The organism is Legionella busanensis (assembly GCF_900461525.1).
In the GTDB taxonomy this organism is placed as follows: Bacteria; Pseudomonadota; Gammaproteobacteria; order Legionellales; family Legionellaceae; genus Legionella_C; species Legionella_C busanensis.
Genome location: NZ_UGOD01000001.1, coordinates 831,445 through 854,537, shown reverse-complemented (window position 1 = coordinate 854,537; position 23,093 = coordinate 831,445). Strand labels below are relative to the sequence as shown.

Sequence of the window (23,093 nt, the reverse complement as noted above, 5' to 3'; positions counted from 1 at the left end):
TCTAACCTGTTGTTTTATCGGGTGGAATATTTAAAATTCGTAGAGAACCTGACATGACCTGCGCAAAAAGAGGTGCAGCTACTGCCGCACCATAATAACTATTGCGAGTTGGTTCATGAATAACTACAACTACAATTAATTTTGGGCGAGATACAGGTGCAATACCAACAAAGCTAGCAATATGTTTATTCTCTTGGTAACCTTTTTTACCAGCAATACGCGCAGTACCCGTTTTGCCGGCAACGCGATAACCAGGTATTCGTGCTAATTTACCCGTTCCCTCATTTCCCAAAACAGCTTCAAGCATATTTAATACTGCATTCGCTGTTTTTTCATCGATAACTTGCTGCCCAGCTTCCATAGCTTCTTTATGTAAAAGTGTTACAGGTAGTGTTTTACCTCCATTAGCAAAGATTAAATAGCCTTTAGCTAATTGCAAAGCGGTTACTGATAGACCATAACCAAAACTTAAAGTGGCCAAAACAAATGGATTAGCATCTTTAATTCTAACAATACTTCCATCACTTTCACCCGGATAACTACTTTCTGTACGTTGGCCAAAACCACTGCGTTGCAGCAAACCTATATATTGTTCAGGCGGGCTTAAAAGAATCATTTTTGTAACCCCTACGTTACTTGAATGTTGTAAGACCCCTGTGACATCTAATACACCATAATTATGTATATCTCGGATAGTTCGCCCATGAACGACCATCCAACTTGGCCGCGTATCAATAATTGTTTCTGGTTTTACTAAACCACTACTTAAGGCGCTAGCAATACTAAAGGCTTTAATGACAGAGCCTGGTTCAAAAACATCTGTTAACGCTTTATTACGGTATTTATCACGTGAATATCGTCCACGCGCATTAGGATTAAAAGAAGGATAATTAGCAGCAGCTAGAATCTCACCCGTCTGGGTATCTAATACAACAACAGAGCCTGACTTAGCAGAAAACTTTTCTAATGTATTTTGTAATTCATGATAAGCTAAATATTGAATGCGTCTATCAATACTTAATACTAAATCTTGTCCGGAGCGTGGCTCCTTAATAATGCCTAATTCTTCAATAACTCGACCCATTTTATCTTTAAGCACCCGCTTCTTACCGGGTATGCCCATTAACCAATCTTGATAAGCTAACTCCAATCCTTCTATACCAACATCATCAATATTGGTAAACCCAATTAATTGAGCTGCGCTATCTGCTTCAGGATAATAACGTTTAAATTCCTGTTGAAAATTAACACCTGGAATTTTTAATTGTTCAATCTTTTTAGTTAATGTCGGTGGTAACTGGCGTTGTAAATAAAGAAACTCTCTTGAATTTGCGTGCTTAACCCGCTCTACTAAGGTCTGTGCTTTAACGCTAATTAGTTTTGCTAATTTATCAAGCTGCTCTTTAGTAGGAGAGAACTCTTTAGGATTGACCCAAACAGATTGTACAGGCGTGCTAACTGCAAGTGGAATACCTTGCCTATCGGTAATCATTCCGCGATAAGCCGGAATATCTTGAACACGTAAACTGCGAGCATCACCTTGGCCCTTTAAAAATTGCCGATGTAACACAGTTAAATCAAGTATCCTCCAAGCTAAGATACTAAAAATCATTATAAAGAAAATCGATATAGCAGCTAACCGTGAACGGTGTCCATTTTTTTTCATTTGGCCTGTAATACAAATGTTTGTTTATCTTCGGGAAGGCGCATCTGCAATTTTTGTTTTGCCAGTAATTCTACACGTGCTGGTGTAGCAAGACTTGCTTGCTCAAGCAATAATTGGCCCCATTGTAATTGTAATTGATGTCCTTGCTGTTCAAGTTTCTGCAATTCACTAAAGTTTGTACGGTACTCATTTGTCATATAAATAACTGCCAATGCACTTGATAGAACAAGCAGCATAAGGATTAAAGTAAACCAAAGTTTTTTAGAAATACGCATAGCAAATAATTGACCATTAAATAATGTACTTTGATTAATTATTCTTGCTGCAGCGTTCATACAATTTTTTCTCCTGTTCTTAGGATTGCACTGCGTGAGCGAATATTTTGTTTTATTTCTTTTTCTTGAGGCTTAATTGCTTTCCCTACACGTTTAAAACTTTTCATCTCCTCTTGCGCGCGTATTGGAATATCAAAAGGTAGCTGATGCCCTATTTCCATATCACGCATAAATTGCTTAACGATTCTATCTTCTAAAGAGTGAAAGCTAATAACAACTAAGCGCCCGCCCGTACCTAAGACTTCAAACGCATTTTTAAGCCCTTTTTTCAAATCCTCTAGCTCATTATTAATATGAATACGAATTGCTTGAAAAACCCGCGTTGCTGGATGCTTATGTTTTTCCCATTTAGGATTGGCTTGCTTAATGATTTCCGCAAGTTCAGTTGTTGAGGTAATAGGCGCCTGTGTTCGCGCGTCAATAATTGCTTTAGCAATACGACGTGCAAATCTCTCTTCACCATATTCCCAAAATATTTTTGCCATATCATCTAGTTTTGCATGATTAATATAAGTAGCAGCATCTAAAGATTGCTGTATATCCATACGCATGTCTAAAGGACCTGCTTGCATAAAGCTAAAGCCACGATTAGCATCATCTAATTGCGGTGATGACACCCCTAAATCTAGTAAAATACCATCAATTCGCTGATAAACATTTGCTTGTTTGGCAAACTTGGGCAAGTCGGCAAATGAACCTTGAAAAATTTGAAAACGTGGGTCGGTAGTGAAATGGCAGTTCGCAAACTCTACAGCTTGAGGATCTTTATCAATGGCAATTAGTCGGCCCTGAGAAGATAAGTGAGCCAAAATAGCTTGACTATGGCCACCACGGCCGAACGTTCCATCAATATAAACACCATCAGCTTTAATAGCTAAGCTTTCAATTGATTCTTGTAGCAACACGGACTGATGCGACATGATATTTTCCCATTATAAAGAAAATTTTTTCATTTCCTCTGGTAAACTATCTAACTGCAATGCTTCTTCAGCCAACCAATGCTCACGCTTTTGCTGCCACAACATTTCATTCCAAATTTCAAATTTATTACCTTGGCCAATTATAACGATATGTTTGTCTAATTTAGCGTATTCACGTAGAACACTAGGTAATAAAATACGTCCACTATTATCTAATTCAACATCTGTAGCATGCCCAATAAGTAAGCGTTGAATGCGACGAGCTACATTATCAAAACTAGGTAAATTCTGTAATTTTTTCTCGATAATTTGCCATTGTGCTAAAGGATAAGCAAGGAGACAGAGCTCTGTATCAATAGTAATAACTAATGAACTATTTTCTTCAGCACACAATACATCACGATAGCGAATAGGCACCATAAAGCGCCCCTTTCCATCTAATGTGCTTGTATTGATTCCACGAAACATTTTTAGTAATGTGGGTAAACTTAAATTTACCCACAATTCTCCACTTTTTTATATTTTACTCCACTTTTATACACTATAGGAATTTAATTTTCTAGCGTTAAATAGATCAAATTTTATCTATTTAATATAAAAATGAAGAAAAATGATTGGATCGATTATTTATCAATTATTTTGCTTATTAATAAGACAATTATAATCAGACCTCTTTCCAAACTGCCAGTAAAGAGACAAGCTCGGTCAAAAAAGATGAAAAAGTACCGTATCATAAAGTACCTGAGCATCCCTATCCACATAAGGACAAGCTTTGAAGGACTTTTTCGAGTGAAATTGACCATCAATGCTAGTTTGGAGAGAAGTCTATTAACGATTTAGAATAGCGGCTTGCCTAATACCTTGCAAAACTAAATCAGGAATTAAATAATGATAAAGTGCTTGTTCTTCAAATAAGGAAGCAAAACCACCGGTAGCCAATACAATCACATCTTGCTCGGGAAAAGCCTCTAATTTAATTTTAGCAAGAAGCTCGCGACATGCGCCTAAAGCACCAAAAAACACACCTGCTTGAATACTTTCAGCTGTAGACCGACCAAGCGCTTGTTCCATCTTAATAATCTCCACTGCTGGAAGTTTAGCAGTATTAGTAGAAAGAGCATCTACAGATAAACGTACGCCTGGTAAAATAGTGCCTCCTAAATAAGCTTTATGAGCAGTAATAGCACAAAAAGTGGTCGCTGTTCCAAAGTCGATAACAATGATATTTTGTCCAGGATAAGCGTTCACAGCAGCAATAGCATTGGCAATTCTGTCCGCTCCCACTTCGATTGGATTGCGATATTTAATATTTAAACCTGTCTTAACACCAGCTTGCAGTACAAATGGATCGATAGAAAAATATTTAACACAGGCTGCACGTAATGAGTAGTCAATTTGCGGCACAACTGAACAAATTGCAATTTCACTGATCTCTTCAGGTTGGCATTGATTTTCACGTAGAACTGCTTTTAGAAAAATCCCCAGCTCATCAGATGCACTTGCTTTAGAAGTATGTCGGAAACGAAGTTGTAAATTGTCTTCAATAAAAACACCACCATAAATATGAGAATTACCAACATCAATGCATAACATCATAGCGTGAGCTCTCAAGCCTTAGAGATGGACGATAGTAAGACTCAAAAACGATAAAATCAAGATCTAGCTTAATAAAGAGCTTTTTAATAAGCGTTTCATTACACCGAATATAGCAATATGGTTACGACAGGGGCTACTAACTGAAGAAAAATATTTTACTGAAATATGATCCCACGACTTCTTTTTGTTATTTTTTTTAAAAAAAATATTACTCATTGCCATTACTAATAAAGAATTGGCTTAAATAAATTAGATATAAACAAGCTGGTCGATAAGCCGGGTTCTGTCGCGGGCAATCATTTATCTGGGATATATGTCACCATATACCTCAAGCGACCTACCCGAACCCCACACGGGTCATGTGCACTCAAATTAATGAGAATGGGTTCCTATTTGGTCTTGCTCCAAGTGGGGTTTTCCCTGCCACAACTGTTACCAGTTGCGCGGTGCGCTCTTACCGCACCATTTCACCCTTACCTTAAAAAGGCGGTATATTTTCTGTGGCACTTTCCGTAGGCTTACGCCTCCCAGGTGTTACCTGGCACTTTACCCTAAGGAGCCCGGACTTTCCTCCCTTTGAAAAACAAAGAGCGATTGCCTGACCAGCTTGTTATTATCGTAGCAAATTGAGCTTGCGAATGCCAGAATTAACCTCGTGTACCAATAAATTCGTCATCAAAATAACGCTTTAACTTAGTACGTAAAGTTCCACGGCTAACGCCTAATACTCGAGCTGCTTTTGATTGATTATAGCGAGTTAATTCCATAACAGTACGGAATAAAGGTGCCTCAACTTCCTCAACAATAAGTTGATAAAGGTTTAAATTTGCATCTTTACTGCCTACTGTGTTTAGATATCCCTTCACTGCGCTTATCACTTGCTGAGTTAATGCTTCATTAACTTGCTCAATATCCTGCATTACTGCATTCATTACATCTCTCCGTATACTTAAATAGTTAAAATTAAATAAATAAAAACGTTCTATTCGTCATAAACAGAACACCGTGACTTATATACTACCAAATATTACAAACTATGTAAATATTGTTTTAATCATATTCATTTCTTAAGGGAAGCTTAAGGAAAAACTGAGCATTTATCAAGCTTTTTTTATAGCCGACATGCAAAATGATATGTTCTTAGATTATTACTACAATTCATCTAGTAACCTACAACTCAAATTAGATCCTTTATTGTACATTTTTACACCAATTTAATCAAGTTAAATTTACTTAACTCTAGTTAATAAAATTTAAATCAAATTAGTTAAATTTAAATATGTAAATATAAAGGAGAGGTAGCGATTAAATTTAATAGTTATAAAAATAAGAAGAGGGCTCCTACCTAAGTTAGACAGAAGCTTTAGAGATTAATTTAGAAGATTAATTAGACAGAATCTACTGTAAAACTTTCGCCACAACCACACTGTCCAGTCTGATTAGGATTATCAAAAATAAATTTATAATTTAATCCCTGTTTAATATAGTCAATATTCATGCCCTTTAAAAAAGGGTAGCTTGCTTTATCAATCCAAATTTGATAATGCCCATCCAAGGGTAAAACGATATCATTTTCTTGTGGATGAATGACATAATCCACTACATATGATAAACCCGAACAACCTGTTTTTTTAACTGAAAAGCGAACGCCCTGACTGTTTGGTTCTTTATCAAGGTAAGCTATCACATGACGTTTTGCCGCGTCAGTTAAAGTAACACCCTGACTTTTGCTACCTGAATAATTTACAACTCCACTCATTTCTTTTCCTCATTTAGCTTTTTTTTCATAGCCAATATAATATTGTTATAGCCTTTTTCAACCAAGATTGCTATTGGATATACATGATTAGGTATATCTAAATGACTTACTAAAACTAGATAAGTTAGCTTAGGATGCGCTTTTAAAAAGCTACCTTCTAATTGCTTACAGAGCCATTCAAGGCTCGCGATTAAATATGGACTACCACATGCCTTAAAACATGCTCTTATAATTTGCTCTGACTCATCACAGGCTATATATAAATCAAAATAATTACTTTTAGATGCATCACTTATTGAACAATACGCAGTCCTAGATAAAGTACCATCTAATTTTCCAATATGTTCCGGCTGAAAAAAATAATGCTTAACAAGATTATTATAAATCATAAAGGCGCCATTTGCTGTAGTCGCAAAATTTGCGTATTAATAATTTCAATTGCTTGATTTATATCTTCCTCTGTTGTAAAACGACCTATAGAAAGCCTAATAGAACTATAAGCTGCTTCGGCGCTTAGCCCTAGCGCTTTTAAAACATAAGATGGTGCAAAACTTGCTGATGCACAAGCAGAGGTTGTAGAAACAGCTAATTGACGTAGAGCAAGTAGCAAAGACTCACTATGAATACCTGAAAAAGTTAAATTAAGATTCCCAGCAATACGCTCAGTGGGATGACCATTTAATTTAATGCCTGGAATATTTTTGATACCCTGCCAAAGTTTTTGCCTTAATTCTAATAATCTTGCTTGTTCATCAACACGCTTTAATTGAGCCAAATGAAAAGCCTCTCCCATACCCACTATTTGATGTGTAGCGAGTGTTCCTGCCCTTAATCCGTTTTCGTGAGCACCCCCAAAAGAGCGAGGTTCAATACGGATACGTGGTTTGTGTCGAATATATAATGCACCTACGCCTTTTGGGCCATAATTCTTGTGTGCTGAAAAAGACATTAAATCAACTGATAACGCTTGTAAATTAATTGGTAATTTGCCTGCACTTTGTGCAGCATCAACATGGAAAATAATACCTTGCTTTTTGAGCAAGCTACCGATGCTTGCAATGTCCTGGATAACACCAATTTCATTGTTAACATGCATAATGGAAACTAAAATAGTATCAGGTTGTAAAGCTTGATTTAATTCATCTAAATTTAGTAAACCATCTGATTTAGGACTTAAATATGTAACTACAAACCCTTCTTTTTCTAATTGAGCAAAACTATCAAGTACAGCTTTATGCTCTGTTATCATTGTAATAAGATGCCGACCTTTGCGCTGATAAAAATGGGCAGCACCAATAATAGCAAGATTATTTGCTTCTGTTGCACCAGAAGTAAAAACAATTTCTCTTGGATTAGCAGAGATTGAATCAGCAATTTGTGATCTAGCATTTTCAACAGCTACTGCTGCAAGCCGGCCATAATCATGGGTTATTGAATTAGGATTACCAAATACTCCTTCAGGCCCAAGATATTGCATCATTTTTTCTGCAACTTGGGGATCAACAGGCGTAGTAGCCATATAATCAAAATAAATAGGTAAATTTTGGGTATCCACTTCTCTACTTCTCGCTTTTTTGTAATGCTCTTTGCATGTAAGTAAGAATGCCACGTAAAATATTAACTTCCATTTGTTCTAAGCCTACTCGATTAAATAATCGTCTTAATCGCTCTTGTAATCTGCGCGGATTGTCTTTCTTTAAAAAATTTATTCTTAATAATACCTCTGTTAAATGACTATAAAATTGTTCTATTTCATTTACAGTTGCTAATTTATCTTGAGTATGGCTAACTTTTAACACCGGCGCTAGTAAAGAGATTCTTAATTCATAAGCAATAATCTGTACTGCCTGAGCTAAATTTAGCGAACTATATATCGGATTACTAGGAATGTTGACATGATAATGACACTGTAATAATTCCTCATTAGTTAAACCTGCATGCTCCCTACCAAATACAATAGCTACCTCTGTATCATCTGACTGTTTAGAAATCAATTCTGCACAACTTTTAGGTAATAAACCTGGTAGGTCAATCCCTCTCGGCCTAGCACTTGTGCCAATAACTAGCTGACAGTTATGTAAAGCGTCTTTTAAAGAATGGGTAACTTGACACTCCTCTAACACATCATCAGCTCCCGCCGCTAACTCATATGCTTTTTGATCTGGAAAAGACTTAGGAGTCACTAAATAAAGTCGACTTAAACCCATCGTTTTCATAGCACGCGCTGTTGAACCAATATTACCTGGATGAGAAGTAGCCACTAATACAATACGAATTTTGTTGAATTTCATAATAATTTTAATATTTTTTCTTATACAAGAAGTGTATTTAATAATCAAATATATAGATATCTAATTTAAAACCATAAAAGTTATTAAATAAGACAAGCTGCTCGTATTAATCAAATTAAGTTTAAATTTTACAATAACTGCCTTAAATAAAAAAACATGCTAGAATACCTGATTTTGTCTTCCCAGAGCAACGCATGCATCCATTATTAAATATAGCTATAAATGCTGCCCGTCAGGCAGGTGAAATTATTGTACGTAATTTAGAGTTAGTTGATAGAATTAAAGTCAGCGCTAAGGGCTCAAATGACTACTTTAGTGAGGTGGATGTAAAGGCTGAGCAAGCGATTATTAAGACAATTCAAAAATCTTATCCTGAACACGGTATTTTAGCTGAAGAAAGCGGCGTGTTTAATGATAATGCTGAAACAATTTGGATTATTGATCCATTGGATGGCACAACTAATTATCTACATGGTTTTCCTTTTGTCTCAGTTTCAATCGCCGTTAAGATAAAAAATCGAATTGAACATGGCGTTGTTTACGATCCTATTCGTCATGAATGTTTCTCAGCTAGTCGCGGCCGTGGAGCACAGTTAAATGACAGACGAATACGTGTCTCAAAACAAACATTACTGAATGCAGCGTTACTAGGCACAGGTGTTCCATTTCGAAATGCGCTATTAACTCAACGTTACTTACCTACTTTTGAAGCAATAGCTACTAAATGTGCCGGCGTGCGCCGTACAGGTTCAGCAGCGCTTGATTTAGCTTATGTAGCTTGTGGCCGTTTAGATGGTTTTTGGGAGTTTGGATTACGTCCATGGGATCTAGCCGCAGCGTCCCTACTTGTAAAAGAAGCAGGCGGTTTAGTAAGCGATTTAGAAGGTGGGGAAAGTTATTTTGATCATGGAGATGTTATCGCTGGAACACCTAAAATTTTTAAATCAATATTACAAACCTTAGCGCCTATTATGAATCGCTAAATTTTAGGTAAATCTGGTTCAAGAGCTACTGACCGATTTTCTAAAGCTCTGCTGAAAAAGGAAAATGAGTTGTCGGCTGCTGTTATAGGAGGATGATTAGCTTTATGCTTGGCTCCAGCTTCTATAATTGGGCCAGATAACTTCTGGTGGTTATTTAATAAAGGTGGTAAATCTAGCGCTGCAGATAACAGTTGAACGACTTGATAAGGATTTTGCCGATATTGTCCATTGGGAGCAAAGTAAATTTTGAGATAATTTTCTTGAAAATACTCTGCTCTTTTAATATTAATAAAACGCTTAGGGAGCAAACCAGATTCCATTATTTGTTGCTTTAAATTTAAACTCCCATCATGTAATGCTTCATACTTCTCAGAATAACTCCTACTTTTAAAATTCCAAAAAATAATTTCACCTTTTAAAAGTAAAAGTTCTCCACCAAAATCGGGCTCATTACGAGACAAGGTAATATCTATGGGTTGCCTCAGGGTTTTCTCACTTAATCTCTTTATTAGTGCTTTTTGAATTAAATTTATACCAGCATGATTACTTTGATATCCGGTTAAATTGCTAATAATCAAAATGCTTGTCTTCTTAAAAAAGATATAGGCAAATAAGCCACTTAAACTTTCAGCAGCAACTGGTTCAAACTCTTTATTGAAAAAGTTAAGTTGTGAAGTCTTTAAATGACATAAATAGAATGCAATCTGTGACATGATATTTAAGATGCTTAATATTAAAGTAAGTTATTTTTTTACTTAAGCTTAAGGTCAATAGACTTTTTCAAAAGTTGCCACTAGAAACTAATCTCATCCAAATACGTCTAATAAGAAAAAGTTATCGTCCTTTAAACTTCTTTAAAACAGACAGCTACTTATTCCAGCATAACTCGTTTTTTGTAAAATGCAATTTTAATTTAACCAGTAAGTCTTATGTTTAACTTTGATCATTTATTCTGAATAAGGAGCTTTGCACAGACAAAAATGAATAAATAGGCTACTTTCTCTGCTACTAACTTGCAGCTCGTCTACAGGCTCTAAACTAAACCAAAAATTCTGGATTCCCCGAGCAAGTCGCAAAAAGTAGGTAGAGTTAAAATTAAAGTTTAATAAGGGTTAAATATTTATAGTTCGGTCTATAAAAAAACAAAAAATACAATTTCGGTACATTTTTTGCTTAATTTTAAAATAATACCCTTTTTATGAGTAGATATGATTGTGAGTATAAGCAAACAACATGGCTTTAGTTTGCTTGAAGTCTTGATTAGTTTAATTATCCTGGCTGTTGGCCTTTTAGGAATAGCGGCCTTACAAGCGCGTGCGGTTCGTGATAATCATTCAGCCCTACTTCGCTCTACAGCAATTAACCAAATTAATAATATGATAGATCGCATGCAATCTAATTACGCTGGGGTCAATGCAGGTGCTTATAATAATGTTTCTGGCATAGGAAGCTTGATTAATTGTACTACTTGCTCAAGTACGCAAATAGCACAACGTGATATTTATCAATGGAATACAAATAATGCTCAACTTTTGCCTTCAGGTACAGGCACTGTCACACGTAATGGGCAGCGTTTTACTATTACTTTATTCTGGGATAATGATCGTACTGGCGCAACAGGAACAAACTGCAGTGGTAATACTAATGTCGATTTAACCTGCTTACGTATGGAGGTTGAATTATGAAATCTGCAGGCTTTACTATTCTTGAATTTTTAATTGCCACCACTATTGGTACTTTATTAGTTGCGGGTATTGGTGCTGTTTATTTAAGCAATAAAGCTACTTTTTCCATCCAATCTGCTTTAGCTCGATTACAAGAAAATGGTCGCTATGCAAACTATATTTTAGCCCGAGACATTCGTATGGCCGGTTTTCAAGGGTGTACAAATCAGCGGCAAGTCACACTGACAAATTTGGTCTCAAATTACTCAACCATGTTAAATTATGACAAACCCTTGCAAGGGTTTAGCAGCAGCGGAACGTCTTTTACACCTTCTTTACCTGCAAATATTAGTTCCAAATCGCCAGTCGCTGGAAACGATATAATAGAAGTCCGTATGGCATCAAGCAATGGCGTACATTTAAGTGCCGATATGACACAAGCTAATGGTGCTATTAGTGTTTATACGGGGTTAGGTGCCCAAAGTGGGACACCACTAATCATTACCAATTGCGTGATAGGGAATATATTTATGGCAGGCGCAGGCACTAACAATACCACCATCACGCATCCAAATGGTATAAATACCTCTGATAATTTAAGTATTGCTTATTTAACTAACGCGCAGGTTATGCAACTTTTTTACTATGCCTTCTATATTAAAAACACGGGGCGAGTAAATAGTCAAAGCCAACCCATATTTGCTTTAGTCAGGCTAAGTGCCAATAGCAATGAAGATGAGATAGCCGAAGGCGTAGAACGCTTGCAAATTACTTATGGCGTTGATACAGATAATGATAATACCGTAAATAGTTATCAAACTGCTGCTCAGGTTAATACGGCTAATAATTGGAATAATGTTATTAGTGTTCAAGTTAATTTATTGTTAGCCACAATTGATAATGTCACTGATAGACCCAGACCATATACATTTAATGGGGTTACAGTTACACCTACTGACAGGAAAATCAGACGAGAATGGGTGATGTTCATAACATTACGTAATCGAGGGTTACCTGTATGAAAAAGCAACAAGGAGCCACACTTGCTATAGCACTTATTTTATTATTCGTAATTACCATTCTTGCAGTTGGCTCCGTTCAAGTTAGTCATATGGAAGAAAGAATGTCTGCTAATATACAAGATAAAGAAATTTCACTCAGAGCAGCTGAATCGGCTTTAAATGCGGGTGAGGACTGGCTAATAGCACAAACAAAGAAACCGGTTATTTATTCTAATAACTGCCCAGCTTCTCCCTGTGTACGGCAAATGTTTGACAGTACTAGTTTATATAGTCAGCCTGCTTCCTGGTGGAATAGTAACTCGGCAGCTTATACAAGCGAACTTAAAAATGTCACCGCAGCTCCCCGTTATGTTATTGAATACTTACAATTTGTCCCTGATTCACCGGTGGTAGGGAGTGCCACCTTTGGAACAGGGGTGCATTATTATCGGATTACGGCCCGTGGCGTAGGTGCTAATAGCGAGTCGGTCACTTATTTACAAACTACCGTAGCGAGGCGATTCTAATGAGACGTATTTTGTTACTGCTTTTAACAATCGCTAATTTATTTTGTGGTGTAGGTTATACAGCAGCTTTGAATTTAGCGCAATCACCTCTTTTTTTTACTGAATCAGTAGCACCAATGACGATGCTTGTTTTAGGCCGGGATCATAAATTTTATTTTGAAGCCTATGATGATTTTACTGATTTAGATGGCGACGGAGCTATTGAATATACGTTTAAACCTTCTTTTGACTATTTCGGTTATTTTGATAGCAACAAATGTTATGCGTATGATACGGGTGGAAATCTTTTTTATCCAACTTCAGTGGCAACTAATAAGAAATGTCCCGGAAGCTGGAGTGGTAATTTTTTAAATTATTTAACTACTGCTCGCTTTGATGCCGTTAGGAAAGTACTTTACGGTGGATTTCGTGCCATTGACACCTCTTCTCAAACAGTACTACAACGAATATATGTTCCTTTAGATGGTCATAGCTGGGCAAAGGAATATGAACTTACGCATGGTTATAATATCAGTGATTATACACCCTATGCCTCACCAACTAGTTCCAATACTAGACATATTTTTTATAGCGGCTCACTTAATAAAAATGGTTATCCTATGCTGCGGGTCGCCCTAAACCAACCTTATACAGTGTGGCAATGGTTAGATCTTGAATTTAAAGGGAATGCAGCTGCAGTTCCAGGCGTGACAGATTTTGCTGTACAGGTAAAAGTATGTGATCCGAATGTCGGCCTTGAGTCCAATTGCCGTGCCTATCCAAATGGAAATTATAAACCAATTGGCTTATTACAAGAGTATGGTGAAAATGATTCCATGCTGTTTGGGCTTATTACTGGTTCCTATGTTAATAATACGAATGGTGGCGTTTTGCGCAAAAATATTGGCAGCATTCGTGACGAAATAAATTTAACAACCGGACAATTTACTGCCGTTAATGGTATTATTTCAACGATTAATAAATTTACGTTTACTCATCCGAATACCAATCTTTATGTTTGCGCTTATAAAAATTTAACCAGTGGCTCATGCGAAATGCTAGGCGAGCCTATTGCTGAAATGATTTATGAAGCAGTACGTTATTTTGCTGGTAAAGGTGGTCCCACAGCAGGATTTAATTACTCCGGTGGCAGAGATAACAGTCTTAATTTGCCTAATGCAAGCTGGCAAAACCCTTATACTAATTTTCCTTCTTGTGCTAAAGCAAATATACTTTCTATTAGCGATTTTTATCCCACCTATGATAGTGATTATGTACCTGGAAATTATTTTAATCCTATGTCAGGTGATCTTGCTTCCTTAAATGTTTCAGCCCTTGCCCAAGCTATTTTCAATGGCGAAGGATTTTCCAGTTTATTTGCTTTTATTGGGGAGTCAGGTACTAATACAGATGGTAATCCAACAGCTAAACTTGTCACAAGCTTTGCAAATATTCGAGGACTTGCACCCTATGACACAGCTTATGATGGTAGTTATTATGCCGCAAGTGTTGCTTATCATGGATGGATGAACGATTTAAGTAATGTTGCAGGCACACAGAATGCTAAACTCTTTTCTGTTGTTTTATCTCCACGTAGGCCTGAAATTAATTTTAAAGTTGGCAACAGTAATGTGAGTATTATTCCCTTTGCTAAATCCGTTTCAGGATCACAGATTAATGATAATGGTGGTAATAATACACCAACTAGTGCCGTTGTTGACATTTATGTCGATTACCTGACAACCAATCAAGGTATTTTTACGGTTAATTTTTCTGATCTACAAGCAGGCTCAGGTTTTGGTATTGATACCATCGTAAGATACACGATTACTGTTAACGCCAACAATACGCTCACTATTACCACAGAAAGTCTTTTTGCTAATAGCGGTAAAAAACAACACCTGGGTTTTATTATTTCAGGAACAACTAAAGACGGTATTTATTTAGAAGTTAGGGATAAAGATACAGGTACTAATCAAGATGTTGATTATGTTTTAGATACACCGCCTGGCGCCTTTCCAGGTGGAACTTGGAATGATAATCAACCATTGCCGTGGATAACAAGTCGTACGTTGACAGCAAACGGTCTAGGGCCAGCTAAAACTTTTAACTCCCCTTTATGGTATGCAGCTAAGTGGGGCGGGTTTACTGATAGTAATAACAACAAATTACCTGATATACAAAGTGAATATGATACCGCTAATAGTGGCAATCCTGATAATTACTTTTTAATTACTAATGCAAGTAATTTAGGCGCACAACTTTCCAAAGCTTTGCAAGCCATTATGGACCGATCAGGTTCGTTTTCATCTGCAACATTAAGCAGTGGTTCTTTAAAATCAGGAACCTTAATTTATCAAGCTATTTTCCGTACTAAAGATTGGAGTGGCCGCTTACTTGCGTTTGCACTTGACCCAAACAATGGAAATATTCTTTATACAGGTTCTTCAACGCAAGGCGCAATCTGGGATGCTGCTGAAAAACTAAAATTACAGAACTTTAATACAGGTCGTAATATTATTACTTATAAACCCTCAACTAAAAAAGGTATCCCTTTTAGATGGCCAACGAATTCTGCCTCACCCACGCTTATAGAGCTGGACGTTTCGCAGTCTACCATCTTAAACACAAACCCTTCTACAGCGCTTGTTGACAATCAAGGCAGCAATCGACTTAATTACATCCGCGGTGATCGCAGCAAAGAAATGCAAAATGGTGGTTTTTTTCGCAATCGTAGTACACCTTTAGGCGATATTATTGATTCAGGGCCCGTCTTAGTGGATGTACCAAAACAAAATTATCCTATTGTTTGGTCTGGTAGCGCTGCTGAAACACCTTATAGCATATTTAGAGATGCTAAGTTAAATCGCAAACCGGTTATTTATGTAGGCGCTAATGATGGCATGCTCCATGCGTTTGATGCCGATAATGGGAATGAATTATTCGCCTATGTACCCTCAACTGTCTTTAAGAATTTAAATCAGTTATCGAGCACTAATTACACACATCGGTATTATGTAGATGGGTCACCGAATGCTATAGATATTTTTAGTAGCATTGATAATAATTGGCATACAGTTTTAGTTGGTTCGCTTAACGCTGGCGGCCAAGGTATTTTTGCACTCGATATAACAAATCCTAATATGTTTGCTGAATCTAATGCAGAGCAACTAGTTAAATGGGAATTTACTGATGATCCTGCATTAGGTGGCGATATTGATATGGGCTTCTCCTTTGGCCAAGCGTCTATTGTGCGCCTCGCTAATGGCCAGTGGGCTGCTATCTTTGGTAATGGCTATAATAATACCTACAGTGATTCAAATGTTAGCTCCACGGGTAATGCCATCATTTACGTTGTTAATATTGATACCGGCGCTATTATCAAAAAATTCGATACTAAAGTTGGCATGAGTTCTGATCCATTGAATTTAGCTCGCCCTAATGGTATGTCTTCACCTACAGTTGTGGATACAGATGGTAATATGGTTGCTGACCTCATTTATGCTGGTGATTTATTTGGTAATGTCTGGAAAATCGATATTTCTTCAAGTGATCCTGCTTCATGGAAATTTAGCTATACGCCAACAGGTACTAATCCCATACCCTTCTTTATAGCAAAAGATAGTACAGGCAAACGTCAACCAATTACCACACGCCCCACTGTATCACGCGTTAATTTTAGTACCGGGGGATTACAAATTTATATTGGCACAGGTAAATACATCGAAAACGCAGATAAAACAGATTTAAGTATTCAAAGTATTTATGCTTTACGTGACGATACCAATACAGTCATTACGGGAAGAGACCAATTATTAGAACAAACTATTGTAGCAGAACAAAACAATCTACGCGTTACCAGTGACAATGCAATAACAAATCAACGCGGCTGGTATATGGATTTAGTTTATAATGGTCAAGCACAAGGTGAACGTATTGTCTCAGATATGATTTATCTAAATGGAAGAATTATCTTTACCACGGTTATTCCTAACACTGACCCATGTGATTATGGCGGTACAAGTTGGCTTATGGAATTAAACGCCAATACGGGTGGCCGATTAAATTTCAATGTGTTTGATTTAAATCAAGATGGACAATTTAATTCATCAGATGCAGTCACTCTTACCACCCAAAATGGACAACAACTTAGTGCGACAGCTAGCGGCATTAAATCTGAAGTAGGTCTTACAGCAACACCAGCCATTTTAAATGCAGGCAGTAAGGAATATAAATATTTGGCAGGTACCAGTGGTAGTATGCAGAAGGTAAATGAAAATCCTGGCCAACAAGCTTTCGGCAGACAATCGTGGCGGCAATTACAATAGAACATAAACTTTTTAGCAGTAAGGAACTAAAAATTCCTTACTGCTAATTAATATTCATCAGCCTTTATTCTATAATACCTGGATTAAGTCCTAACGCTTTGGGAAGTTCATCTGCAATGGCGGTACCTACATTACGGCTAACTCGTTCAAAGACACTTTGTTTATAAGTATAATCAATAACAGTATTTAGTTTTAAGACATCACGAGTAAGTTGCCCACTGCTAGCAAAGCCATCAATAAGCCCACGCTCTTTCGCCTGATTTCCAGTCCAAAATAAACCTGAAAAGGTTTGATTATCTATGTGTAATCGTGAGCCACGCCCTTCTTTTACTCGATTTATAAATAGCTCATGCACATCATTGAGCATAGTTTGTAACAGTTGTTGCTGGTCAGGAGTGACTGGCGAAAATGGATCTAAAAAGCCTTTATTACTACCTGCTGTTTGCAAACGTCGTGTAATGCCTAATTTTTGCATAGCATCAACAAAACCAAAGCCGTTATAAAGTACACCTATAGAACCGACCATACTTGCTTCATTAGCATAAATTTCATCAGTCGCGGCTGCGACATAATAAGCAGCTGAAGCACATACATCAACGCATACGGCATAGGTCTTAATATTAGGATATTGAGTACGATAATGACGTAGAGCACTATACATATAATCAGCTTGTACAGGACTCCCACCGGGGCTATTAATACGAATAATTAATGCTTTTAACGATTTATTTTTATATGCTTTATCTAACCCTTTAACAAAGTTTTCTGCATTGCCGCCGCCATCATCAGAAATAGTTCCTTCTAGATCAATTAAACCAGCATGCTCTTTAACTAGAACCTCTTTATCAGTTTCTAATAAAGAACTCACTTTAAAAAAAGCTAGAATAATTAAAGCGACAATAAGAATGCGTATTATCCAACGCCAACGGCGCTTTCGTTTTTGTTCGCGCATGTATTCAAGAATTATTTGATTTAATAGCGCTTGTGACTCAGACTGTTGGTTAGGAGAATTATTCATAGATAGACCGCTTTACCCCTTGTTTTTTGAATTTCAGCCCTTATTTTACGGCAGTAAGACTGTAATTAATACCTTTTAGCTTCATATTTAAAGATAAAGGTCGATATTTAACCAGACTTAACTTATGCAAGCAAGCATAAATAATCTATGATAGAGAGGTTATACAATGCGAATGGATAAACTTACCTCAAAATTTCAAATGGCTCTTGCTGATGCTCAATCTTTAGCTTTAGGAAGAGATAATAGTTTTATTGAGCCTGAACATGTCTTAAAAGCGCTGCTTGATCAGCAAGGCGGCAGCACTCGACCTTTGTTAACTAAGGCCGGTGCTAATATTGCCCAACTTCGTACCGCGTTAGATCAAGCGCTGGACCGTTTGCCTAAGGTAGCAGGTACCGGCGGCGATATTCATATTTCAAATGCGCTTAATCGCCTGCTTAATTTAACAGATAAATTAGCTCAACAACGCAAAGACGCTTATATTTCAAGTGAATTATTTTTACTTGCTGCTATTAGTGAGGAAGGAAATTTAAACCGCTTACTTAAGCAAGCCGGTGTAACCAAAGAAACACTTGAACAAGCAATTAATGATGTTCGTGGCGGTGAAGGCGTTAATGACCCTAATGCAGAAGATCAACGACAAGCTTTAGAAAAATATACACTGGATTTAACCGAGCGAGCTGAGCAAGGTAAACTAGATCCTGTAATTGGCCGTGATGATGAAATTCGCCGAACCATTCAAGTTCTACAAAGACGTACTAAAAATAATCCTGTTTTAATTGGTGAACCTGGAGTAGGTAAAACGGCCATTGTTGAAGGGTTAGCACAACGTATAATTAATGGTGAAGTACCTGAAGGATTAAAGAATAAGCGTTTACTTTCTCTTGATATGGGTGCTCTTATTGCCGGTGCTAAGTTTCGTGGTGAATTTGAAGAACGCTTAAAAGCCGTGTTAAAAGATTTAAGCAAACAAGAAGGTCAAATTATCCTATTTATTGATGAATTACACACGATGGTAGGTGCCGGTAAAGCAGAAGGTGCAATGGATGCTGGTAACATGTTAAAGCCGGCTTTAGCTCGCGGTGAATTGCATTGTATTGGTGCAACAACGCTTGATGAATATCGTCAGTATATTGAGAAAGATGCAGCCCTTGAAAGACGCTTTCAAAAAGTATTAATTGATGAACCATCTGTTGAAGACACGATTGCTATTTTACGTGGATTAAAAGAGCGTTATGAAGTTCATCATGGTGTTGAAATTACTGACCCTGCTATTATTGCTGCAGCAACACTTTCACATCGTTATATTAGTGATCGTCAACTCCCTGATAAAGCGATTGACTTAATCGATGAAGCAGGCAGTTTAATCCGCATGGAAATCGATTCTAAGCCTGAAAGCTTAGATAAATTAGATAGACGCTTAATTCAATTAAAAATTGAACGAGAAGCGCTTAAAAATGAAAATGATGAAGCTTCTAAAAAAAGATTACAAGATTTGCAACACAGTATTGATGAGCTTGAAAAAACGTACACTGATTTAGAAGAGGTTTGGAAAGCAGAGAAAGCGACGTTGCAAGGTGCAACACATATTAAAGAAGCGCTGGAACAAGCGAAAATAGAATTAGATACAGCACGCAGAGCGGGCGATTTAGCACGCATGTCTGAATTGCAATATGGTCGTATTCCTGAACTTGAAAAGCAACTATTACAAGTCAATGAAAAAGAAGACAACACTGAGCCTCGACTTGTTCGTAATAAAGTAACTGAAGAAGAAATTGCTGAAGTCGTTTCTAAATGGACTGGTATTCCAGTAGCTAAAATGCTTGAAGGTGAAAAAGAAAAATTACTTCATATGGAAGATGCGCTACATAAACGGTTAATTGGCCAAGATGAAGCAGTCGATGTGGTTTCTAATGCTATTCGCCGTTCACGCGCAGGCCTTTCTGATCCTAATCGCCCTATTGGCTCTTTTCTCTTTTTAGGTCCAACAGGCGTAGGTAAGACTGAACTTTGTAAAGCCTTAGCTGCCTTTTTATTTGATACCACAGAAGCGATGGTTAGAATGGATATGTCTGAATTCATGGAAAAGCATTCAGTTGCTCGCCTTATAGGCGCTCCACCAGGATATGTAGGCTATGAAGAAGGCGGTTATTTGACAGAAGCTGTAAGAAGAAGACCCTATTCTGTCATTTTACTTGATGAAATTGAAAAAGCGCATACAGATGTATTTAATATTTTACTGCAAGTAATGGATGATGGTCGTTTAACAGATGGTCAAGGTCGTACTGTTGATTTTCGGAATACAGTGATTGTCATGACCTCTAATTTAGGATCCCATTTAATTCAAGATATGGCTTCTAAAGTCACATATGATCAATTAAAAGAAGCGGTAATGGGAATTGTAAGCCAGCATTTTCGTCCTGAATTTATTAATCGCATTGACGATACGGTAGTCTTTCATCCGCTCAGTCAAGAGCAAATCACAACCATCGCTGGTATTCAAATTAGTAACTTACAACAACGTTTACAGCAATTAAATATTCGCTTGGACGTTGAACCGGCAGCCCTTGCTCATTTAGGGAAAGCTGGGTTTGATCCAGTATATGGCGCAAGGCCCCTTAAACGTACCATTCAACAAGAGCTAGAAAATCCATTAGCACAAGCCTTGTTGACTGGACAATTTATTGCAGGTGAAACCATTCATGTCTCTTGGAAAGATGATAAATTGCATTTTACCAGTGAAGAAACTGCAGAAATTCGTCATTAATAATGAGTTGATTTATCTGGATACCTTAGTATCCAGATAAAAACATAAAAATGCAGGAGCAAATTACACTAATGGATAGAGTTCAATTTGGTTATCACATCTCGCATGAGCAATTTTCTCCTATAAATTTACTTGATTATGTTAAACGTGCGGAACGAGCTGGATTTGATTTTGCCTTTTCTTCAGACCATTTTCATCCCTGGAATAGAGAACAAGGTCACTCTGGCTTTTCATGGGCTTGGCTTGGCGCTGCTATGAGTCAGACCGCATTTGAATATGGCTTAATTAACTGTCCTACATTTCGTTATCATCCTGCTATTGTTGCGCAAGCAGCAGCAACAATAGATAATTTATTCCCGAAACGCTTTTGGTTATGTCTTGGTAGTGGGCAGGCTTTAAATGAGGCAATCACTGGTATACATTGGCCTGCCAAAAAAGAACGAAATGCAAGGCTTAAAGAAGCAGCTGATATCATAAGAGCATTATGGCAAGGTGAAACAGTTACTCATAAAGGTTTAATAACTATCGAGCAAGCCACACTTTATACGCGACCTTCCTCGTCTCTTCCTCTATGGGGCGCAGCAATTACTCCTGAGACAACAGCCTGGCTTGCCAATTGGGCTGATGGCCTTGTAACTGTTTCTCAACCTCTAGATAAGGTAAAGGCAGTTGTTAAAGCATGGCAAGAAAACGGCGGCAGCAACAAACCTATGATTTTAAAAATACAACTCTCTTATGATTACTCGAAGGAAGTTGCCCTACAAGGTGCTTTTGATCAATGGAAAAGCAATATTTTTGGCAGTAGTATGTTAGCGGAATTAAAGACACCCGAGCAATTTGAGCAGGCCGCTGCATTAGTAAAACCTGAACAGCTTTTTGATTATGTTCATATTTCGGAAGATCCTAAACAACATATTCAGTGGTTAACCGAGTATATGTCGTTAGGATTTGCAAAAATTGTGCTACACAATGTTAATAAAAATCAAATTGACTTTATTAATTTTTTTGGTAGCAAAATTTTAAATTATTTTAAATAAATTTAAATTAACCAGCCTGCAAAGAAGCTATTGGAGTATAATCTAAATATGCATTAGCCTCTTTTTGATCTATAACAACTTTCAGTGCTGCTTTAAAAAATCGATCATTCCATTGAAGTCTTGTCATTAAATTTTGCTCTCTTCTTGTATTAAGATAGTTCTGTTTTTCTTTTTGCGATAACAAAACGCCATCAACTGTCACAGTATCAACATTAAATACACCAGACTTTTCTTCAATGTTTAATAAAATACTATTGTTATTAATTATGTGATCTAAGACTCGTTCTGCAGGTTGACCTATCAAATGTGGATTAAAATTAAAATCTGCACAAAAGTTTAAACTTTTATCTTGGTATTGATCCAAAACATACTGAATAAATTGACAATATACTTGAGAACGTGCTGAAAGCAATTTCCTGTCTGTTGTATAAACATCTCCTGAAAAGGGAAAATGCGCTAAAGCAACATATTTTGTTGTATCACCATCTTGTAATTGCCATAGTTGGAAGCGATTTACTAGATTTGGAAGAAGGCTTATTCCTTCTAAATTGACTTTAGAAGCTTTATAGCGATTATCAGCGAGCATCAATAAACCCCATTCAGGACCTACTTCATTTGGTTTATAAAACCTATCTTGACTGATAAAACGCTGCATTGAAGGAAAGGCTTTTAAACTATCATTTAAGACTTTAGTATCATCATCTTTAATAGGCCCTTCACAAAGGCAAATTGCTTCAATTGAAGGATTATACTCAACCACTTCTGCAATAACTTCTGCGATTTTACTTAACCTCGCTTTATAATCTGCATCATTTTCGATAATACCAAATCCATTATTAAATCCATTTCCTCTTTTCCTTCCTTGCATCATGACATTCCAAAATAAAATACCATTATGAACTATAGGATGATGATCAGAAATCTTACTTGCTATGACATCCTTATTGTTTAAACAAGCACACACATTTGGGGCTTGAGCCGATGCGTCATTAATTTCTTCTTTGTATTGAATTTGAGATTTCATAGCCTTGATCCTCACTAGAACTACTTGTACAAGACTATTTGTACAATGAAAATAAAAAATGTAAGGTATTGCTAATAAATGATCACTAGCGCTATCTATTAAATAGGAAATATTAAATAAGTCCAGTGTTTTGTAATAATTTTTTTAACTATGAAAGTCCCGCTTAGAATTCAATTTTCTATGCGGGATAAGTGGACA

General features: G+C 36.9%; 20 protein-coding genes and 1 other RNA gene. 7 read left to right on the top strand and 14 right to left on the bottom strand.

Annotated elements, in window-relative coordinates:
- Position 1: 1 nt before the first annotated feature.
- From DYH30_RS03905 to trmJ, 11 genes are all read right to left on the bottom strand, one after another.
- Positions 2–1,666: a peptidoglycan D,D-transpeptidase FtsI family protein gene (locus DYH30_RS03905; RefSeq protein ID WP_115330399.1), complete on the bottom strand. Its 1,665-nt coding sequence runs from the start codon at positions 1,664–1,666 to the stop codon at positions 2–4.
- Entirely contained in the window at positions 1,663–2,001 is a 339-nt protein-coding gene (ftsL, locus tag DYH30_RS03900; protein ID WP_115330398.1) for a cell division protein FtsL, read from the bottom strand. Before ftsL ends, DYH30_RS03905 begins: the two co-directional genes overlap by 4 nt.
- On the bottom strand, positions 1,998–2,924 hold the full coding sequence (gene rsmH / locus DYH30_RS03895; RefSeq protein WP_115330397.1) for a 16S rRNA (cytosine(1402)-N(4))-methyltransferase RsmH: 927 nt from the start codon (positions 2,922–2,924) through the stop codon (positions 1,998–2,000). Before rsmH ends, ftsL begins: the two co-directional genes overlap by 4 nt.
- A gap of 9 nt (positions 2,925–2,933) precedes the next feature.
- A complete protein-coding gene (gene mraZ, locus DYH30_RS03890; RefSeq protein WP_115332489.1) occupies positions 2,934–3,389 on the bottom strand; it encodes a division/cell wall cluster transcriptional repressor MraZ in 456 nt (151 codons plus the stop codon).
- A 360-nt stretch (positions 3,390–3,749) separates the two neighbouring features.
- Positions 3,750–4,517, bottom strand: coding sequence for a type III pantothenate kinase (locus tag DYH30_RS03885; RefSeq protein ID WP_115330396.1), 768 nt, complete (start codon positions 4,515–4,517; stop codon positions 3,750–3,752).
- 256 nt (positions 4,518–4,773) lie between these two features.
- An RNA gene (gene rnpB, locus DYH30_RS03880) (RNase P RNA component class A) lies at positions 4,774–5,127 on the bottom strand.
- Between the two features lie 37 nt (positions 5,128–5,164).
- Complete coding sequence (locus tag DYH30_RS03875) at positions 5,165–5,449, bottom strand: helix-turn-helix domain-containing protein (protein ID WP_115330395.1); 285 nt, start codon at positions 5,447–5,449, stop codon at positions 5,165–5,167.
- A 455-nt stretch (positions 5,450–5,904) separates the two neighbouring features.
- On the bottom strand, positions 5,905–6,276 hold the full coding sequence (locus DYH30_RS03870; protein WP_115330394.1) for a HesB/IscA family protein: 372 nt from the start codon (positions 6,274–6,276) through the stop codon (positions 5,905–5,907).
- Entirely contained in the window at positions 6,273–6,665 is a 393-nt protein-coding gene (locus tag DYH30_RS03865; RefSeq protein ID WP_115330393.1) for an iron-sulfur cluster assembly scaffold protein, read from the bottom strand. Before DYH30_RS03865 ends, DYH30_RS03870 begins: the two co-directional genes overlap by 4 nt.
- Positions 6,662–7,831, bottom strand: coding sequence for an IscS subfamily cysteine desulfurase (locus tag DYH30_RS03860; RefSeq protein WP_115330392.1), 1,170 nt, complete (start codon positions 7,829–7,831; stop codon positions 6,662–6,664). Before DYH30_RS03860 ends, DYH30_RS03865 begins: the two co-directional genes overlap by 4 nt.
- Before the next feature lie 4 nt (positions 7,832–7,835).
- A complete protein-coding gene (gene trmJ, locus DYH30_RS03855) occupies positions 7,836–8,567 on the bottom strand; it encodes a tRNA (cytosine(32)/uridine(32)-2'-O)-methyltransferase TrmJ (protein ID WP_115330391.1) in 732 nt (243 codons plus the stop codon).
- A 194-nt stretch (positions 8,568–8,761) separates the two neighbouring features.
- Here trmJ and DYH30_RS03850 point away from each other — a divergent pair, with 194 nt between their 5' ends.
- Entirely contained in the window at positions 8,762–9,550 is a 789-nt protein-coding gene (locus DYH30_RS03850; protein WP_115330390.1) for an inositol monophosphatase family protein, read from the top strand.
- On the opposite strand, the gene DYH30_RS03845 is transcribed toward DYH30_RS03850, so the two are convergent.
- Complete coding sequence (locus DYH30_RS03845) at positions 9,547–10,263, bottom strand: hypothetical protein (RefSeq protein WP_115330389.1); 717 nt, start codon at positions 10,261–10,263, stop codon at positions 9,547–9,549. The two genes, DYH30_RS03850 and DYH30_RS03845, sit on opposite strands and share 4 nt — an antisense overlap.
- A 495-nt stretch (positions 10,264–10,758) precedes the next feature.
- Here DYH30_RS03845 and pilV point away from each other — a divergent pair, with 495 nt between their 5' ends.
- Genes pilV through DYH30_RS03825 form a run of 4 tightly spaced genes read left to right on the top strand, consistent with a single transcriptional unit; the run spans position 10,759 to position 17,049 of the window.
- Positions 10,759–11,235: a type IV pilus modification protein PilV gene (gene pilV, locus DYH30_RS03840; protein ID WP_115330388.1), complete on the top strand. Its 477-nt coding sequence runs from the start codon at positions 10,759–10,761 to the stop codon at positions 11,233–11,235.
- Positions 11,232–12,236, top strand: a complete 1,005-nt coding sequence (locus DYH30_RS03835) for a PilW family protein (RefSeq protein ID WP_115330387.1) — start codon at positions 11,232–11,234, stop codon at positions 12,234–12,236. Before pilV ends, DYH30_RS03835 begins: the two co-directional genes overlap by 4 nt.
- Entirely contained in the window at positions 12,233–12,742 is a 510-nt protein-coding gene (locus DYH30_RS03830) for a pilus assembly PilX family protein (RefSeq protein ID WP_115330386.1), read from the top strand. Before DYH30_RS03835 ends, DYH30_RS03830 begins: the two co-directional genes overlap by 4 nt.
- Entirely contained in the window at positions 12,742–17,049 is a 4,308-nt protein-coding gene (locus DYH30_RS03825; RefSeq protein WP_115330385.1) for a pilus assembly protein, read from the top strand. Before DYH30_RS03830 ends, DYH30_RS03825 begins: the two co-directional genes overlap by 1 nt.
- Positions 17,050–17,113: 64 nt before the next feature.
- On the opposite strand, the gene DYH30_RS03820 is transcribed toward DYH30_RS03825, so the two are convergent.
- Positions 17,114–18,067, bottom strand: a complete 954-nt coding sequence (locus DYH30_RS03820) for a S49 family peptidase (protein ID WP_115330384.1) — start codon at positions 18,065–18,067, stop codon at positions 17,114–17,116.
- Between the two features lie 166 nt (positions 18,068–18,233).
- Between DYH30_RS03820 and clpB the strand changes: the two genes are divergently transcribed.
- Positions 18,234–20,834, top strand: coding sequence for an ATP-dependent chaperone ClpB (gene clpB, locus DYH30_RS03815; protein ID WP_115330383.1), 2,601 nt, complete (start codon positions 18,234–18,236; stop codon positions 20,832–20,834).
- Between the two features lie 71 nt (positions 20,835–20,905).
- Positions 20,906–21,871 carry a TIGR03885 family FMN-dependent LLM class oxidoreductase gene (locus tag DYH30_RS03810; RefSeq protein WP_115330382.1) on the top strand — a complete coding sequence of 322 codons (966 nt, stop codon included), beginning with the start codon at positions 20,906–20,908 and terminating at the stop codon, positions 21,869–21,871.
- A 7-nt stretch (positions 21,872–21,878) separates the two neighbouring features.
- On the opposite strand, the gene DYH30_RS03805 is transcribed toward DYH30_RS03810, so the two are convergent.
- Entirely contained in the window at positions 21,879–22,895 is a 1,017-nt protein-coding gene (locus DYH30_RS03805) for a hypothetical protein (protein ID WP_115330381.1), read from the bottom strand.
- Positions 22,896–23,093: the final 198 nt, after the last annotated feature.